The organism is Beutenbergia cavernae DSM 12333 (assembly GCF_000023105.1).
Classification (GTDB): domain Bacteria; phylum Actinomycetota; class Actinomycetes; order Actinomycetales; family Beutenbergiaceae; genus Beutenbergia; species Beutenbergia cavernae.
In genome coordinates, this window is the sequence record NC_012669.1 from 2,748,750 (window position 1) to 2,765,823 (window position 17,074).

Annotated in this window: 18 protein-coding genes; 8 read left to right on the forward strand and 10 right to left on the reverse strand. The window is 73.2% G+C overall.

Features of this window, described 5'->3' with window-relative positions; genetic code table 11:
* Positions 1-147 precede the first annotated feature (147 nt).
* Entirely contained in the window at positions 148-648 is a 501-nt protein-coding gene (locus tag BCAV_RS12365; RefSeq protein WP_015882946.1) for a CinA family protein, read from the reverse strand.
* A complete protein-coding gene (gene pgsA, locus BCAV_RS12370) occupies positions 645-1,241 on the reverse strand; it encodes a CDP-diacylglycerol--glycerol-3-phosphate 3-phosphatidyltransferase (RefSeq protein ID WP_043347113.1) in 597 nt (198 codons plus the stop codon). The genes BCAV_RS12365 and pgsA overlap by 4 nt, the downstream gene beginning before the upstream one ends.
* A 38-nt stretch (positions 1,242-1,279) precedes the next feature.
* Here pgsA and BCAV_RS12375 point away from each other — a divergent pair, with 38 nt between their 5' ends.
* Positions 1,280-2,635 (forward strand): CapA family protein, encoded by a 1,356-nt coding sequence (locus tag BCAV_RS12375; protein WP_083770029.1) that lies wholly within the window; start codon positions 1,280-1,282, stop codon positions 2,633-2,635.
* Between the two features lie 123 nt (positions 2,636-2,758).
* Positions 2,759-4,063 carry an alkaline phosphatase family protein gene (locus BCAV_RS12380; RefSeq protein WP_015882949.1) on the forward strand — a complete coding sequence of 435 codons (1,305 nt, stop codon included), beginning with the start codon at positions 2,759-2,761 and terminating at the stop codon, positions 4,061-4,063.
* Positions 4,064-4,089: 26 nt separating this feature from the next.
* Here the strand turns inward: BCAV_RS12380 and BCAV_RS21660 are convergent, their stop codons facing one another.
* Entirely contained in the window at positions 4,090-4,506 is a 417-nt protein-coding gene (locus BCAV_RS21660; protein ID WP_015882950.1) for a VOC family protein, read from the reverse strand.
* Positions 4,507-4,531: 25 nt separating this feature from the next.
* Positions 4,532-7,042 (reverse strand): FtsK/SpoIIIE family DNA translocase, encoded by a 2,511-nt coding sequence (locus BCAV_RS12390; protein ID WP_015882951.1) that lies wholly within the window; start codon positions 7,040-7,042, stop codon positions 4,532-4,534.
* Positions 7,043-7,452: 410 nt separating this feature from the next.
* On the opposite strand from BCAV_RS12390, the gene BCAV_RS12395 reads away from it, so the two are divergent.
* On the forward strand, positions 7,453-8,364 hold the full coding sequence (locus BCAV_RS12395; RefSeq protein ID WP_015882952.1) for a hypothetical protein: 912 nt from the start codon (positions 7,453-7,455) through the stop codon (positions 8,362-8,364).
* A gap of 67 nt (positions 8,365-8,431) precedes the next feature.
* Here BCAV_RS12395 and BCAV_RS12400 read toward each other — a convergent pair whose 3' ends face one another.
* Positions 8,432-8,842, reverse strand: a complete 411-nt coding sequence (locus tag BCAV_RS12400) for a hypothetical protein (protein WP_015882953.1) — start codon at positions 8,840-8,842, stop codon at positions 8,432-8,434.
* Between the two features lie 76 nt (positions 8,843-8,918).
* Between BCAV_RS12400 and BCAV_RS12405 the strand changes: the two genes are divergently transcribed.
* Positions 8,919-9,515: a TetR/AcrR family transcriptional regulator gene (locus BCAV_RS12405; protein ID WP_043347124.1), complete on the forward strand. Its 597-nt coding sequence runs from the start codon at positions 8,919-8,921 to the stop codon at positions 9,513-9,515.
* 49 nt (positions 9,516-9,564) lie between these two features.
* On the opposite strand, the gene BCAV_RS12410 is transcribed toward BCAV_RS12405, so the two are convergent.
* Positions 9,565-11,250 carry a ribonuclease J gene (locus BCAV_RS12410; protein WP_015882955.1) on the reverse strand — a complete coding sequence of 562 codons (1,686 nt, stop codon included), beginning with the start codon at positions 11,248-11,250 and terminating at the stop codon, positions 9,565-9,567.
* Positions 11,251-11,263: 13 nt separating this feature from the next.
* A complete protein-coding gene (dapA, locus tag BCAV_RS12415) occupies positions 11,264-12,184 on the reverse strand; it encodes a 4-hydroxy-tetrahydrodipicolinate synthase (protein ID WP_015882956.1) in 921 nt (306 codons plus the stop codon).
* Positions 12,185-12,291: 107 nt separating this feature from the next.
* Here dapA and BCAV_RS12420 point away from each other — a divergent pair, with 107 nt between their 5' ends.
* The 4 genes from BCAV_RS12420 (at position 12,292) to BCAV_RS12435 (ending at position 14,661) form a co-directional block, all read left to right on the forward strand.
* Positions 12,292-13,035 carry an AzlC family ABC transporter permease gene (locus BCAV_RS12420; RefSeq protein WP_015882957.1) on the forward strand — a complete coding sequence of 248 codons (744 nt, stop codon included), beginning with the start codon at positions 12,292-12,294 and terminating at the stop codon, positions 13,033-13,035.
* A complete protein-coding gene (locus BCAV_RS12425; RefSeq protein WP_015882958.1) occupies positions 13,032-13,352 on the forward strand; it encodes an AzlD domain-containing protein in 321 nt (106 codons plus the stop codon). The genes BCAV_RS12420 and BCAV_RS12425 overlap by 4 nt, the downstream gene beginning before the upstream one ends.
* Positions 13,349-13,891, forward strand: a complete 543-nt coding sequence (locus BCAV_RS12430) for a GNAT family N-acetyltransferase (protein ID WP_245528840.1) — start codon at positions 13,349-13,351, stop codon at positions 13,889-13,891. The genes BCAV_RS12425 and BCAV_RS12430 overlap by 4 nt, the downstream gene beginning before the upstream one ends.
* Positions 13,892-13,986: 95 nt before the next feature.
* Positions 13,987-14,661: a TIGR00645 family protein gene (locus tag BCAV_RS12435; RefSeq protein WP_015882960.1), complete on the forward strand. Its 675-nt coding sequence runs from the start codon at positions 13,987-13,989 to the stop codon at positions 14,659-14,661.
* A gap of 22 nt (positions 14,662-14,683) precedes the next feature.
* Here BCAV_RS12435 and BCAV_RS12440 read toward each other — a convergent pair whose 3' ends face one another.
* Genes BCAV_RS12440 through BCAV_RS12450 form a run of 3 tightly spaced genes read right to left on the reverse strand, consistent with a single transcriptional unit; the run spans position 14,684 to position 17,002 of the window.
* Entirely contained in the window at positions 14,684-15,127 is a 444-nt protein-coding gene (locus BCAV_RS12440; RefSeq protein ID WP_015882961.1) for a hypothetical protein, read from the reverse strand.
* The gene (gene dapB / locus BCAV_RS12445; RefSeq protein WP_015882962.1) at positions 15,124-15,867 is read right to left on the reverse strand and encodes a 4-hydroxy-tetrahydrodipicolinate reductase; all 744 of its coding nucleotides are present in this window, start codon (positions 15,865-15,867) and stop codon (positions 15,124-15,126) included. Before dapB ends, BCAV_RS12440 begins: the two co-directional genes overlap by 4 nt.
* A gap of 46 nt (positions 15,868-15,913) precedes the next feature.
* Positions 15,914-17,002, reverse strand: coding sequence for a diacylglycerol/lipid kinase family protein (locus BCAV_RS12450; RefSeq protein WP_245528841.1), 1,089 nt, complete (start codon positions 17,000-17,002; stop codon positions 15,914-15,916).
* Between the last annotated feature and the right edge of the window lie 72 nt (positions 17,003-17,074).

Here is a 17,074-nt window from a genome sequence, read left to right on the forward strand (position 1 = left end):
TGGACGTCCGCGTCGTCCGGCCCTCGGGACGGGCCGTGGCGCGCGCACGACCGCCCGCGCGCAGTGGCGCCGGTGGGGTCGAGACCGTGCTGGGAGTCATCATCACTGCATCCAACGCACGCCCCCGCCGTCCTGTTCCCGCGCCGCCTACGCGACGTCGTCGACGGTGGCGAGGGCGAGGGCGAGCGCCGCCGCCGTGGTCGCCGACCGGACGAGCGGGCGCGTCCCGGCGAGGCGCAGCTCTCTGACCACTCCCCGGCCGGCCGCGTACGCCGCGACGTACACGACGCCCGCGGGACGGCCGTCCGCCGGCCCGGGCCCGGCCACGCCGGTGGTCGCGACGCCGACGTCCGAGGCGAGCACGAAGCAGATGCCGCGCGCCATCGCGAGCGCGACGTCCGGATGCACCGGGCCGTGCTCGTCGAGCAGTCCGGCCGGGACGCCGAGCACGCCGTGCTTGACGTCGGTCGCATAGGCGACGACGCCGCCGCGGACGACGGCAGACGCACCCGGCACCTCGACGAGAGCGGACGTCAGCGCGCCACCCGTCAGCGACTCCGCGAGGCCGATCGTCAGACCGGCCGCCCGCAGGCGGGCTACCAGGCGAGCGGCGGCGGTGTGCATCGGCCGCGACGTCGAGGTGGTCATCGGCCCCGCGCGAGACGCCACGCGCGCACGACGTAGTCGAGACCCGTGACGATCGTGACGGCCAGCGCCGCGTACAGCAGCACGAGCGCGACGACGTCGATCACGTCGGCGACGCCCGCAGCCACGATCCCGTCCCACGGCACGAGCAGGACCGTCAGCACGAGGATCTGCAGGACCGTCTTGACCTTCCCGCCGGTGGAGGCGGCGATGATCGAACGCCGGACCAGCACGACGCGCAGCAGCGTGATGCCCAGCTCGCGGACGGTGATCGCGAGAGTGATCCACCACGGGACCTCCCCCAGCAGCGACAGGCCGGCGAACGCCGTCAGCGTGAGGGCCTTGTCAGCGATCGGGTCGGCGAGCTTGCCGAACGCCGTCACCTGGCCCCGGCTGCGGGCGATCTGTCCGTCGAGCCGGTCCGTCGCCGCGGCCAGGACGAACACGCCGGTGGCCGCGAGCCTGCTCGTCGTCGTGTCCTGCAGCAGCAGCACCGCGAACACCGGGACGAGCAGCACCCGCAGGATCGTGAGGGCGTTCGGCAGGTTCCACACCTGGGCGCCCGGGGCGGCGGGTTCGGGCGTGGCGGGCGGCACGGGACCTAGCGTAGGCCCGCGTCGCGTACCCTCCCGATGTGCCATCTGCCGCCCGCCGCCGCGGCCGGGGAGTGACCGCCCCGCTCGCGCTGCTCCTCGTCGCCGTGACGGCGATCGTCGCCGTCGCGCTGCTGTCGCTGCGGCCGTGGGACACGCAGGACCCCGCGGCGCAGGGCGGCGAGCCGACGACCCAGGGCGACCAGACGCCGTCGGGCACTCCCGACGCGACGCCGTCGCCCACCCCCACGGCCACGGACGCCGTCTTCACGATCGGCGCGGTCGGCGACGTGCTGCCGCACGACACCCCGATCCGCACGGCCCTCGACGACGCGGGGGGCGAGGGGTACGACTTCCGCCCGATGCTGGAGGCCACGCGCCCCTACAGCGAGGGCGTCGACCTCATGCTGTGCAACTTCGAGGTGCCGCTGTCGATGCCGGGCGAGACGCCGTCGGGCTACCCCTCGTTCGGTGCCCCGTCGGAGCTGGTCGGCAACCTCGCGGATCTCGGTTACGAGGGCTGCTCGACCGGCACGAACCACACGCTCGACCGCGGGGCGGACAACGCGATGCACACGCTGGACGTGTTCGACGCGGAGGGACTGGGGCACGCGGGGTCGGCGCGGTCGGAGGCGGAGGCGGACGCCCCGCAGCTCTACGCGCTCGAGCGTGGCGGACAGACGATCACCGTGGCGCAGATCGGCGGCAGCTACGGCACGAACGGGATCCCGGTCCCGGCCGAGGCGCCGTGGGTCATCAACACCTTCAGCCCGGACGTCATGAACCCGGGCAGCTACGACCCGAGCGAGATCATCGCGCAGGCCACCGCGGCGCGCGAGGCCGGCGCCGACGTCGTCGTGGCGACGCTGCACTGGGGTGTGGAGTACCAGCTCGCGCCGAACTACGAGCAGACGGCGATGGCCCAGGCGCTCGCGGAGTCCGGACAGATCGACCTCGTGGTCGGCACGCACCCGCACGTCCCGCAGCCGTACGCGCTGCTCGACGGCGGCCCGGACGGCTCAGGCATGTGGGTCGCCTGGTCGTTGGGCAACTTCATCTCCAACCAGGACTCGGCCTGCTGCATCAGCCAGACGGCGACGGGGCTGTTCATGACGGCGACGATCACCAAGCCCGCCGACGGCCCCGCGCGCGTGACCGGGATGACCTGGACGCCGATGACCGTCGACCGCGTCGGCCAGCAGCGGGTGTACCCGCTGATGGATCTGGTCAACGGCGAGCGTCCGAGCATCCTCGCGCTGTCGGAGGGCACGCTGCAGCAGCGGCTGAGCGAGGTCGAGGCGATCATGGCCGGCTCCACGGGCGCGGAGCTCCCGCGCCTCGACTCACCGTCCGAGCCGACGGGCGACCGCCCTGAGCTGGTTCCCCGCACCGGCTGAGCGCGGCGTTTTCTTTCAGGTCCAGGCCGTTCATCGCACGGGCGCGCTCTGTTCGCGGCCGGGTTGCCCGCGGAGGTCGGACTCGCTGGTACCTGTGGGGCATCCGATCCGAAGGAGCCTCGCATGCCCACGCTCACCCGTCGTCACGCCCTGACCGCGCTCGGTGCCGCCGTCGCCGCGCCGGCGATCGGCGTCGCTCCCGCGGCGGCCGTGGGCGGTCACGGAGACCGCCCGCGTCGTCGTGTCGTCCTCATCGACGTCGACGGCTTCGACCCCCGGTTCCTCGACGGGGAGTACGCGGACGTCCACCCGCTCCCCCGGATCCGCGCGCTGCGCGCATCGGGCGCGTCCGGGACGGCCGCCGGGACGTTCTCCTCGTACAGCAACTCGAGCCGCACGTCGACGGCGACGGGCACCCACCCGGACGTGCACCGCAACGCGGGCTACTACGTGGATCCCGCCACGGGCCTGGCCGTCTCGCAGGAGCGGTTCATCGAACCGGGCGTCGAGACGATCGCGCACACGCTCCGCCGGCAGGGCCGCACCGGTGCCTACGTGCAGTGGTACGCCGTGCAGGACTACGGCGCCGGCTACGGCGACGTCGAGCAGCTCTACACGCAGCCGGGCGGCGGGATGACCGCGCGGGTGGACGACGCCGTCGCGCTCCTGTCCGGCGGTCCCGTCAGCTCCGGCGGGACCCAGGTCCAGCTCCCGGAGATCCCCGACTTCCTCGCCGTGTACGGCAGCGAGGTGGACGGGTGGCTGCACTCGAACGGCTTCGCCGGGCAGGGGCTCGTCGATGCGCTCGAGGAGACGGACACCCAGGTGGGGCGCCTGCTCGACACCATCGAGGACCTCGGGCTCGCCGAGAGCACGACGGTCCTGCTCACGGGCGACCACGCCCAGCGCGAGTGGACGGAGCCGCTGCTGCCCGAGCTCATCGCCGCTCTGGAGGAGACCGGCGGGACGATGTCCGTCGTCGGCGCCGGGCAGACCGCCGACCTCACGGCGGACATCGTGCTCTACGCGGCTCCCCGGACGGCGGACGTCACGTTCCGCACACCCCTCGCCAGGGGCGAGCTGGCGCGCCTGACGCGGCGGATCGAGCGGATCGAGGGCGTCGCCGCCGTGTACGGCGAGCGCGAGCTGCGGCGGCTGCGCGCGGCGGACAAGCTGGGCGACCTCGTTGTCGAGCCGAGCGAGCCGTTCCACTTCTCCACGCTCCAGGACGGCGCGCTGCGCGGCTCCCACGGGGGCGTGGAGGAGATGGAGGTGCCGCTCGTGCTCGCCGGCGCCGGCGTACGTCGCGGGGCACGGCTCGCCCGCCCGTCGCTGACGGACGTCGCCCCCACGATCTGCCACCTGCTCGGCGTCGGGGCGCCGTCGAGCGCTGACGGGCGCGTCCTGCGCGAGGCGCTCCGGCACTGACGACGGCGTCGACGCGTGTCGGGCCTCTACGGCGCGGCGCCGGCGAGCGGCCCGCTGAGGAAGACCTCGTGCCCGTCCGGGTCGAGCACCGCCGCGTCCCGCACGCCGTAGTCCTGGTCGGTCGGCTCCAGCCGCACCCCGCTCGCGGCCGGCCGCAGGCGCTCGACCACGGCGTCGACGTCGTCGACGGTGAGGCCGAGCACGACGCCGCGCGCGCCGTCGACCCGGTCCTGGGACCCGCCGTCGATCTGGTCGAGCATGACGGTCATCCGGCCCGCCGGCGGAGGGTCGACCTGACCCGGCCACGCGTCGGTGGGTGCGAAGAGCTCGAGCATCGTGCCGAGGTCCTGGCCGCGTTCGAAGCCAAGGAGGTCGGCGTAGAAGTGGGCCGACGCCGACAGGTCCCGGCACCGGACGGTCACACTGCTGATCGCGATCCCCATCGCGCCACCGTACGCCGGGCGAGCCTCAGCGGCCGGTGAGCTCCCAGGCATCCTCGCTGTCGGAGTCCTCGCCGTCGTCCCAGGGCGCGACGTCGGTTGCCGTCGGTGCGACGGGGGCAGCGGCGTCGTACACGCCCGGACCGTCCGACGGCTCCGGCTCGCCCCGCAGCATGGCGAGGGTGCCCGGGAGGTCGTCCGGGGTGACGAGCACGTCGCGCGCCTTCGACCCCTCCGACGGGCCGACGATCTCGCGCGACTCGAGCAGATCCATGAGCCGCCCGGCCTTCGCGAACCCGACCCGCAGCTTGCGCTGGAGCATCGACGTCGAGCCGAACTGCGTCGTCACGACGAGCTCCGCCGCCTGCAGAAGCAGCTCGAGGTCGTCGCCGATGTCCTCGTCGACCTGCTTCTTCGACGCCGCCGGGGCCGTCACGTCCTCGCGGTACGTCGGCTGCAGCTGCGTCTTGACGTGCTCGACGATCTCGTGGACCTCGGACTCGGTGACCCAGGCGCCCTGCACGCGCATCGGCTTCGCGGCACCCATCGGCAGGAACAGCGCGTCGCCCTGCCCGATGAGCTTCTCCGCGCCCGGCTGGTCGAGCACGACGCGGGAGTCGGCGAGCGACGACGTCGCGAACGCGAGCCGGCTCGGCACGTTGGCCTTGATGAGGCCGGTGACGACGTCGACGCTCGGGCGCTGCGTCGCGAGCACCAGGTGGATGCCGGCCGCCCGCGCGAGCTGGGTGATCCGCTGGATGGACGCCTCGACGTCGCGCGGGGCGACCATCATGAGATCGGCGAGCTCGTCGACCACGACCAGCAGGTAGGGGTACGGCGTGAGCGTGCGCTCGCTGCCCGGCAGAGGCTTGACCTTGCCGAGCCGCACCGCCTTGTTGAAGTCGTCGATGTGCTTGAACCCGAACTGCGCGAGGTCGTCGTAGCGCGCGTCCATCTCGCGCACGACCCAGTCGAGCGCCTCGGCGGCCTTCTTCGGGTTGGTGATGATCGGCGTGATCAGGTGCGGGATGCCCTCGTACATCGTGAGCTCGACCCGCTTCGGGTCGACGAGGATCATCCGCACCTCCTCCGGCGTCGCGCGCATCATGATCGACACGATCATCGAGTTGATGAAGCTCGACTTGCCGGCGCCGGTCGCGCCGGCGACCAGCAGGTGCGGCATCTTCGCGAGGTTCGCGATGACGTACCCGCCCTCGACGTCCTTGCCGACACCCATGACCATCGGGTGCTCGTCGCGCCGCGCGACGGAGGAGCGCAGCACGTCGCCGAGGACGACGATCTCGCGGTCCGCGTTCGGGATCTCGATGCCGATCGCGGACTTGCCGGGGATCGGCGAGAGGATGCGGACGTCGGCGCTGGCGACGGCGTAGGCGATGTTCTTGCTGAGCGCCGTCACGCGCTCGACCTTCGTGCCGGGGCCGAGCTCGACCTCGTAGCGCGTGACGGTGGGTCCGCGCATGAACCCTGTCACCTGCGCGTCGACCTCGAACTGCTGGAGCACGTTCGAGAGTGACTCGACGACGCGATCGTTCGCGGCGCTGCGCAGCTTGTGCGGCTGGCCCTTCACGAGGACCGCGTCGCCCGGCAGCGTGTACACGAGCCCGGGATCGAGCACGAGCTGCTCGGCGCGCTGCGGCAGCGCCGCGGTCGGCGGCGCCTCCATCTCCTCGCGGTCCGGGCGCGGGATCGCCGTCGTCGCGACGTCGTCCGTCTCGCCGAGAGCCGCGGCGTCGGACGCGGACTCGTCTCGGGTCGTCGGCGGCTCACGCACGTCGGGGCGCGTGAACGCCTCGTCCGCGTGGTAGCCGTCGGCGCTCTCGGCGGCGGCCGCCTCCTCGCGCCGACGACGCCGCTTCGCGCGCGGGGTCTCCTCGTCACGCTCCGCGTCGGTGCCGGCACGCGACTCGGGTGCGGCGCCGTCGTCGGCCGCGGGACGGACGAGACCGAGGCGCTCGCCGAGCTGGACGAAACGCTGCGGGATCTGGTTCACCGGCGTGGCCGTGACGACGAGGAGGCCGAAGAGGGCCAGCAGCACGAGCAGCGGCACGCTCACGTAGACGGACAGCGCGGACGTCAGCGGGTTGGCGACGGCGTACCCCACGATGCCGCCGGCGCCCTGCACGCCGGCCCAGCCGTCGCTCGGGCTCGGGAGCCCGCCGCGCACGGCGAGCAGCCCGCAGGCCGAGACGGTGATGGCCGTGAGGCCGATGGCGATGCGCCCGTTCGCCGGGCCGAGCTCGGGATGGCGCATGAGCCGCACGGCGAGGAACACGAGGACGACGGGGACGATGACGCCGAGCTGACCGACGAGACCCGCCACCGCGGCGTGGATGACGTTCCCGGCGCTGCCCGAGAGCGTCAGCCACTCGCGGGCAGCCACGACGATGGCGAGCGCGAGGAGGAAGAACGCGAGGCCGTCGCGGCGGTGCGCCGGGTCCAGACCGCGCGCACCGGAGCCGATGCCACGGGCGGCGCCCCCGACAAGGTGTGCGCAGCCCATCCAGAGGCCGCGCACCATGCGGACAGGCAGGGGCGAGCGCTTCGGTGCGGGGCGGCTCCGGCCGGGGCTGCGCGACGACGACGAGCCGGACCTGGCCCGGCTCGTGCTCGCGCGCCCGGTGGAGGCGGACCGTCCGGGGGAAGTCGTACGGGTCGCCATGGGCGGGTTCCTCCATATGTGCGCCCAGCGAACGGACGCGGTTGTCGCGCTCCACTCAACCAGGTCATCGGCCTTCTCGCCCGCAGCAACACGCGGCGCCGCGGCTGCACCGGGCCACTCGCTCGGCCGAACGGACGGCCGCCGCGCGCCGAGAACGTGGTCCTTGTGTACCCCAAGGTTCGGGACCTTCGTCCCTGTCGCTCTCGAGCGCGGCCTCGTACGTTCGAAGAGTTCCCCACACCTCACCCCTGAAACAGGAGCACTTTCGCATGTCCGAGTCACGCCGATACGAGATCGGTCACGTCGAGAACGGCCACATCCTGGGTACGGACGGTCAGTGGCACCCGCTGCCCGACGCCCCGAACGCCGCCACAGCGACGCAGACGCTGCCCCACCCCACGGATGGCGGCGCACCGGCCGCACCGGTCGAGCCGGCGATGCCGACGCCGGACGCCTCGCCCGCGAAGAAGCGCTCCGGCGCGGGCAAGGTCGTCGCCATCGTGGTCGGATCGATCGCCGCGCTCATCGTCGTCATCGCCGCCGCGTCGTCGGGCGGCAGCACGCCGGACGAGGCAGCGGCACCGCCGCCCGCCGTCGAGAACACCGAGGACGCTCCGGCAGCGGAAGCACCAGCGGAAGCAGATTCCGCGTCCGACGCCGAGGCCCCCGCCGACCCGGCTCCGGCGCCCGCCGAGCTGACCAACGGCCAGTACATCGTGGGCACCACGATCGAGCCCGGGCGCTACTCGATGGTGGTCGAGGATGGCGCATTCGCCCACGGGTACGTCGACCAGCAGGACGGCGACACCTACCTCGCTCAGGAAACGGGCGGCGAAGCGGGCGCGACGCTCATCGTCGACATCGTCGACGTGCCCGGATCGATCGTCGAGTTCAGCGGCGTCACCCAGATCACCCTTGCGACGGACGCCGACCCCGCAGCCCCTGCGGAGCTGAGCAACGGCCAGTACATCGTGGGCACCACGATCGAGCCCGGGCGCTACACGATGGTGGTCGAGGATGGCGCGTTCGCCTTCGGGTACGTCGACCAGCAGGACGGCGACAACTACCTCGCTCAGGAGACGGGCGGCGAAGCGGGCGCGACGATCATCGTCGACGTCGTCGACGTGCCCGGATCGATCGTCGAGTTCAGCGGCGTCACGCAGATCACCAGGCTCGGCTGACCCGTCCGGCACGGTCGCGTGGAGGATCGGTTGCCGCGGCGGCAACCGATCGTCCGCGCCGCGGCGCTCAGCGCGCGAGGAGCCCGATGCCGAGGGTGGCGAGGCCGCCGACGAGGACGGCTCCGCCGATCCACAGCAGCACCACCAGGCGGTTCGGCCGCTCACGGCCCTTCCCCATCGCCGAGAAGAAGAACCCGGCCGGCATGAGGATCGCCGCCACGAGCACGCCGGCACGGGCGAGCCACAGCCAGAACCCGGTCAGCGTGGTCGCCTCGCTCAGCACCACGCAGACCAGCCCGAGCACGATGAAGACGCCCGCATGTCCGTGCCCGGCGCGATAGAACGACTGCTGGAACGGCGTCGTCGGCACACCGCCGCTCGCGAGGCGAGCGAGGAACGCCCCGCCGGACGTGATGGTGACGGCCGCCAGCAGGGCTATCCCCGCGGTCGACGCCGCGGCGTCGGAGATCTCGAGCACTGTCGTCCTCCTTCAATCGGAACACTGTTATGTAACACCGTCCCGATTGGGCACGTCAAGACCGTATGCTCGCCAGGTGCCCAGGCCACGCGTGTACGACGACGCCGTCCGCCGTCGTCTTCTCGACCTCACGGCTCGCCGGCTCGCCGACGGCGGCGAGCCGGCGGTCTCGCTGCGCGACCTCGTCCGCGAGGCGGGAACGTCGACGTCGGCCGTGTACGCGCTCTTCGGATCACGGGACCGGCTCGTCGAGGCCGTGCGCGCCGAGGCGTTCACGCGGTTCGCGGCGGCCCTCGACGCGGCCGGACGCACCGGCGATCCCGGGCGTGACCTGCTCGAGCTGGGACTGGCCTACCGCTCGAACGCGCTCGCCGAGCCCCACCTGTACCGGGTGATGTTCGCCGGCGCCGGCGAGCCCGCGCCTGGTCAGGGCGCCACGGAACAGTCCGCCCGCACGCTCGGCGAGCCGACGTTCGTCGTGCTGCGCACGGCAGTCGCGCGGGTCGTCGGGGCGGACGCCGCCCTCGAGGTCGCCCTGCGGGTCTGGGCGCTCGCGCACGGTCTCGTCAGCCTCGAGCTGGCGGGTCAGCTCCCCGGCGACGCCCAGGAGCGGGCCGACCGCTACGCCGACGCGCTCGCCGTCGTCGGCCCGCTCCTCTCCCGCGGGTCCTGACCCGAGCCCGCGAGGCGCAGGCCCGGACCGCCCCTCGACCGAGCGGCGCTCAGGACTCGACGACCACCGGGATGATCATCGGCCGGCGTCGTAGCCGGTTCGACGCCCACCGGCCGACGACCCGGCGCATCACCTGCTGCAGCTGGTGCGTGTCCGCGACGCCGCCCGCCGCGGCCTCCGCGAGCGCCCGGGTCACCTCCGGGATGATCTCCGCGAGCACGGCGTCGGACTCCGCGAGCCCGCGCGCGTGCACCTGCGGCCCCGCGACCACCGCGCCGGAGGAGGAGTCCACCACGGCGAACACCGAGATGAAGCCCTCCTCGGCCAGGATGCGTCGGTCCTTGAGCTCCGCGTCGGTGATCTCCCCGACGCTGGATCCGTCGACGTACACGTAGCCGCACGGCACGGCGCCGGCGATGCGCGCGCGGCCGTCGACGAGGTCGACGACCACGCCGTCCTCCGCGAGCACCACGCGGTCCGGGTCCACCCCGGTCTTGACCGCGAGCGCACCGTTCGCCACGAGGTGCCGGACCTCCCCGTGCACCGGCATGACGTTCCGCGGCCGCACGATGTTGTACGCGTACAGCAGCTCGCCCGCGCTCGCGTGACCCGAGACGTGCACGCGAGCGTTCCCCTGGTGGATGACCTGGGCGCCGAGCCGCATGAGCCCGTTGATGACCCGGAAGACGGCGTTCTCGTTGCCGGGGATGAGGGAGGACGCGAGCACCACCGTGTCGCCCGGCCCGACCGACACGCGGTGGTCCCGGTTCGCGATCCGCGACAGCGCCGCCATCGGTTCACCCTGCGAGCCGGTGCACATGAGCACGACCTCGTCGGGCGGCAGCGAGTCGACCTTCTTGACGTCGATGAGGACGCCGTCCGGCACGGTGAGGTACCCGAGCTCCGCGGCGATCGTCATGTTCCGCACCATCGACCGGCCGACGAGCGCCACCCGGCGTCGGTGCGCCCAGGCCGCGTCGAGGACCTGCTGCACGCGGTGCACGTGCGAGGAGAACGACGCGACGACGAGCCGGCCGGTGGCGTTGCCGAAGACCTGGTCGAGCACCGGGCCGATCTCGCGCTCGCTCGTCGTGAAGCCCGGGACCTCAGCGTTCGTGGAGTCGACCATGAACAGGTCGACGCCGCGCTCCCCCAGTCGTGCGAACTCGCGCAGGTCGGTGATCCGACCGTCGAGCGGCAGCTGGTCCATCTTGAAGTCGCCCGTGTGCAGCACGGTCCCGGCGCCGGTGGTGACGGCGACGGCGAGCGCGTCCGGGATGGAGTGGTTGACCGCGACGAACTCGAGCGCGAACGGCCCGAGCTCGATCGAGGCACCCTCGCTCACCTGCACCGGGTGCGGTGTGAGCCGGTGCTCGCGCAGCTTCGCGTCGAGGAACGCGAGCGTGAGCCGCGAGCCGACCAGCGGGATGTCACCGCGAAGCCGGAGCAGGTACGGGACGGCGCCGATGTGGTCCTCGTGGCCGTGCGTGAGGACGATGGCCTCGATGTCGTCGAGCCGGCCGTCGAGGTAGCTGAAGTCCGGGAGGATCAGGTCGACGCCCGGCTGGTGGTCCTCGGGGAACAGGACGCCGCAGTCGACGATCAGCAGCCGCCCGTCGTACTCGAACACGGCCATGTTGCGGCCGACCTCGCCCAGACCCCCCAGCGGCACGATCCGTAGTGCTCCGGGTTCGAGCGGCTTGGGCAGCGCCAGCTCGGGGTGTGCGTGACTCATCTGTCTCCTGGGATCAGTGGAGCGCGACGTCGAGCAGTCCGGCGGCACGCATGCCGTCCCGGATCCCCTCGACCTCGGCATCGGTGGCGGGAATGAGCGGCAGCCGCGTGGCGCGCGTGGGGATGAGCCCCGCGATCTCGCAGGCTGCCTTGGCGGCCACGGCCTGGAAGCCGGCACCGTTGAGCGCGTCGATGACGGGCACGACGGAGCGGAACAGGCGCAGCGCCTCGGCGTGGTCGGCGGCGTCCCAGGCGGCGACGACGGCGGCGAAGCGCTCGGCTGCCACGTGGGCGGAGACGCTGACGACGCCGACGCCGCCGAGCGCGAGCAGCGTCAGGAGCGCGGCGTCGTCGCCGGAGTACCAGGCGAGGCCGGTGCTCTCGATGGCCTTGGCGGCGGCGTAGGGGTCGCCGGTGGCGTCCTTCATGGCGACGACGCGGTCGTGCGCCGCGAGGGCCTCGAGCGTCTGCGGCGCGAAGCGCACACCGGTGCGGCCGGGGACGTCGTACAGCATGACGGGCAGGTCGGTCGCGTCGGCGACGGCCTTGACGTGCGCGACGAGCCCCGGCTGCGACGGGCGCGAGTAGTACGGGGCGACGACGAGCAGCCCGTCCGCGCCGGCCTCGGCGGCCTGCTCGGCCATCCGCACCGCGTGGGCCGTGTCGTTCGAGCCGGCGCCGGCGAGGACCACGGCGTCCTTCCCGACGGCGTCGGCGACGGCGCGCACGAGCTCGGCCTTCTCGGGTGCGTGGGTGGTGGGCGCCTCGCCCGTGGTGCCGTTGAGCACGAGCCCGTCGTTGCCCTGGGCGACGAGCGAGCGAGCGAGCCGGACAGACGCGTCGAGGTCGACAGCGCCGTCGTCGGTCATCGGCGTCACCATCGCGGTGAGGACCGCGCCGAACGGGCGGGTTGCGCCGCGCGTGGGTTGACTCATGGCGACGACCGTACCGCCGTCGAGCCCGCGATGCGGACGCGGGACACGTGCGGTGGGACGTCCGTGCGGTCGGCAACGGCGCGGGGAGGCGGCCCTAGAGTGGTCCGGTGCCCGACGAGCCCCTCGCTCCCGACGCCGGGAGCGCCGTCGCAGCCCGAGGTGCGACGCTCCGCCAGGCACTGTCGGTGTCGATCGCGACGGCGCTGTACGGCGTTTCGTTCGGGGCTCTCGCGATCGCCGCGGGTCTCGGGCTCGGCCCGACGATGGCCCTCTCGCTCCTCATGTTCTCCGGCGGCTCGCAGTTCGCGTACATCGGGATCGCCGCGTCCGGTGGCTCCCCGACAGCGGCGATCGCCACGGCGGGCTTGCTCGGTGTGCGCAACGGGCTGTACGGCCTCCAGCTGTCCCCGCTGCTCGCGCTCGAGGGCTGGCGCCGCGTCGCCGCCGCGCACCTGACGATCGACGAGTCGACGGCGGTCGCCGCCGCGCAGCCGACGCGGGGACTGTCCCGGGTCGGGTTCTGGTGGACCGGGCTCGGCGTGTTCGTCGGCTGGAACGCGATGACGTTCGCCGGCGCGCTCCTCGGCGACCTGCTCGGCGACCCACGGCGGTGGGGGCTCGACGCCGCCGCGGCCGCTGCGTTCCTGGCGCTCGTCTGGCCGCGTCTCGCCGACCCGCTCTCCCGCTGGGCCGCGGCGGGCGCCGTCGTCGTCGCCCTCGCGCTCGTCCCGGTGACGCCGCCCGGGATCCCGGTGCTCGGCGCCGCCGTCGTCGCGATCGTGCTCGGCTGGCGCACACCGAGCACACCGACGGCGACGCCGTCCGCGCCCTCCCCGGGGGCGATCACGTGAGCGTCACCGGATGGGTCGCCGTGGCGATCGCCGGCCTCGTGTGCCTGGGGATCAAGCTCGTGGGGGCGTACGTGCCGCGCGAACGCCTCGAGGATCCGCGGATCGCGCGGATCGCCGCGCTCATGACCGTCGCGCTGCTGGCGGCCCTCGTCGCCGTGCAGGCCGTGACCACCGGACGCTCGCTCGCGTTCGACGCGCGGCTCCCTGCGCTCGGTGTCGCGGCGATCGCGCTCGCGCTCCGCGCACCCTTCATCGTCGTCGTCCTGCTCGCCGCGATCGTCGCGGCGGGCCTGAGAGCTCTGGGGTGGATGCTGTGAACCCGACCGCCGACGTCTCCGTGCGGCCCGCCGTGCCCGAGGATGCCGCCCGCGTGGCGCGCATCCAGCTCGCGGCGTGGCGCACCCTGCACGCCGGGACTCCCGCCGAGGCGGCGATGGCCGCCGTCGAGGAGGACGCCGTCGCCACCACGTGGCGGGCGTCGATCGAGCGGCCGCCGGACCCGCGCCACCAGGTGCTGGTCGCCTGTGCCGGCCCGGACGTCGTCGGTTTCGCCGCGGCCGTGCCGTCCCGTCCGGCCGACCCGGCCGACCCCGCGGAGCCGGGCGCCGTCCAGATCGTGGCCCTCGAGGTCGACCCGGCACGCCGACGGGAGGGCCACGCGTCGCGGCTCCTCGCCGCCGTCGTCGATCTCGCCCGCGAGCGTGGCGCGCACCACGTGCAGGCCTGGTCACTCGAGACGGACGAGGCGCGGATGGCGTTCCTCACGGGCGCCGGGCTGTCGCCGGCAGGGCTGCGCCGCACCCTCGACGTGCCCGGAGCCGCGATGGACGAGGTGCTTCTCACAGCAGCGCTCTGAGCGTTCTCCCGGGAGCGCCACGTAGGATCGTCCCCGGTCCGCTGCCCGGCGGGTCCGTCAGCCGGCACCGACGACCACCCGAGGAGATCACTCGCGTGACCGCCACGACCCCGCGCCCTGGCGCGCCCTCTCGCCAAGGCGCGGCGACGCGCTCCTTGAGCTACCTCATCTTCGCCTCGCGGTGGCTGCAGATGCCGCTGTACCTGGGGCTCATCGCTGCCCAGGTGATCTACGTCTGGCAGTTCCTCAAGGAGCTGTGGCACCTCGTCGACTTCGCGTTCTTCGACCACGCCCCGGCGGGCATGGAGGCGTTCACGAGCGAGGCCACGACGATGCTCATCGTGCTGGGGCTCGTCGACGTCGTGATGATCTCGAACCTGCTCATCATGGTGATCATCGGCGGCTACGAGACGTTCGTCTCCCGCATGCGGCTCGACGGGCACCCCGACCAGCCGGAATGGTTGAGCCACGTCAACGCCAACGTGCTCAAGACGAAGCTCGCGATGTCGATCATCGGCATCTCATCGATCCACCTGCTGCGCACGTTCATCTCGTCGGGCGTCATGGACGAGGAGGGACAGCGACAGATCACCGGCGAGGACATGATGTGGCAGACGATCATCCACCTCGCGTTCGTGCTCTCCGCCGTCGCGCTCGCCCTCATCGACCGCATGTCGTTGACGGCGAAGCAGCGCGAGGCGAACGCGGAGCGCGGCGACGAGGGCACGCACTACACGGTTGGCGACGCCGCCAGCGAGACCTCCCGCTGAGAAGGCCCGCCCGGGTCGCCCTTCAGCGCCGGTAGAGCCGGGCCGCGCGGCGCATCGCCTCGCGCGCCCGACGCCGGTCCCCTGCCGCGTCGTACGCCCAGGCGAGGTGGAACCAGGAGCGCCAGTCGTCCGGCGCCCGCTCCGCGCGCGAGCGGAACTCCGCGAACCGCTCCGTGGCGACCCCGCGGTCGATCCGGCCGCCCGGACTGCGCGGGAGGTCGTCGACGACGAGCCCACCCTCGGCGTCCAGTGTTGTGGCCATGCGGTCGACGGTCCGCGCCAGCATCAGCTCCCGGGCCACGAGGCCCACGGCGAGCACCGGGATGACGAACGCCACCACGCCCATCGCGATCCCCACGGGCTCGCCGGAGCTCACCAACGCGACGGCACGCTGCCCGACGGCGACGGCGTACAGGACGAGCAGTGCGACGACGGCGAGCGCCCCGAGCAGCGCGCGCCGCTTCACAGGTCGAGGTACGCGTCGAGGCCGACGGTCAGCCCCGGGTGGTCAGCGATCTCCCGCACGGCCAGCAGGACGCCGGGCATAAAGCTCGCCCGGTCGAACGTGTCGGTGCGGATCGTCATGAGCTCGCCGGGGTTGCTCAACAGGATCTCCTCGTGGGCCACGAGGCCCTCGAGCCGCAGGGCGTGCACACGCACGCCGTCGACGACGGCGCCCCGCGCGCCCGGCAGCGCCGTCTCGGTCGCGTCGGGCATGGGGGGCGAGCCGGCAGCGCCTCGCGCGTCCGCGATCCCGCGCGCGGTGTGCACGGCGGTGCCCGACGGCGCGTCGACCTTGCGCGGGTGGTGCAGCTCCACGACCTCGGCCGAGGCGAAGTACGGCGCCGCCTGCGCGGCGAACCGCATCGCCAGCACCGCCGAGAGAGAGAAGTTGGGCGCCACCAGCACGCCGAGCCCTGCCGTGCGACCGACGTGGTCACTCACCCGGCCGAGCGCGTCGTCGTCCCATCCCGTGGTGCCGACGACGGCGTGGATCCCGGCGTCGAGCAGCGCGTGCACGTTGGCCTCGGTGACGTCCGGGAGGGTGAAGTCGACGGCGACGTCCGCGCGTCCGGCGAGCGCCGCGACGTCGTCGCCGGCGTCCACCTCGGCCACGAGCTCCAGCCCCTCGGCGTCACGCACCGCTTGCGCCGTCGTGCTCCCCATGCGTCCCGCGGCCCCGAGGACCGCCACCCTGATCGTCACCTTGCCAGCCTAGGGCCCGGGCGGCGAGCGCCGTCCGCCGGACTCCTCACGGCACGCACACCGCCAGCGCGCCCGGTTCGACGGTCATGGTGAAGCCCGTGACGTCGCCCATCTCATCGCCGTCGAGCTCGAACGGCTCGCTCTCGGCGAGCCGCACCTCGATGCGGCGGCCTCGCAGGTAGCGCAGCGAGTCCAGCCGCTTGCGACCGCCCTTGTTGAGCGGCAACGTCGTCGAGTCTCCCTGCCCGCGCATGCCGCGGTGCCCCACGAGGACCCGGAAGAAGACGCTCAACCAGCCCACGACCCCGTCCGGCCGGAGTGCGACCACGTCGAGCACGCCGTCGTCGATCTCGGCGTCGGGCAGCAGCACGACGTCGCCGGCCAGCGCCCCGACGTTGCCGACCATGAGCGTGTGCACCCGTGCCTGGCGCGGCTCGCCGCCGTCGATCCGGTACTGCAGGGCGATCCGCCTGCCACCCGTGAGCGAGCGACCGATCGCTTGGACGTACGCGAGCCATCCCGCCTTCTTCTTCAGCTCGTCGTCCGTGTTCACGAGCATCTGCGCGTCGAGCCCGACGCCGCCCATGACGAGGAACACGCGCTCCGCGGTTCCGCCATCGGCGGGACGTCGCATCGTTGCCACCCCGAGGTCGATGCGGCGTTGCTCGCCCGCGAACGCCGTCGAGACGGCGTCGTCGACGTCGTCGAGCACGATGTCGAGGTTGCGGGCGAGCAGGTTCCCGGTGCCGCTCGGGATCAGCGCGAGCGCGACGTCGGAGCCCCGCAGGCCCTCCGCGACAGCCCGGACGGTCCCGTCCCCGCCGGCCGCAAGGACGACGCGCACGCCCTCGGACACGGCCTGCCGGGCCATGTCGACGCCGGGGTCCTCCTCCGTCGTCTCGATCCACAGCGTCTCGTCGTAGTCGGCCTCGGCTGCCGCTGCGTCGACGGCGGCACCGAGCACCTCGCGGTCCACCTTCGTCGGGTTGAAGACGACCGCGGCTCGGCGCGGCGGCGGTGGCGCCCCGTGCTCGGCGACCTTCTCCGCCGTCTCCGCAGCCGTCGCCGCCGATGCCGCTCGAGGGTCGGTGTTCTGCTGGGGGCCGTCGGGGTCCGGGATCGTCTCGCTGGTCACCCGTCCATCGAACAGCACCTGTCGCATCCCCGCGGGGCGAACCGGTCGACGGGTCCGCAGCGGCGTCCCGCT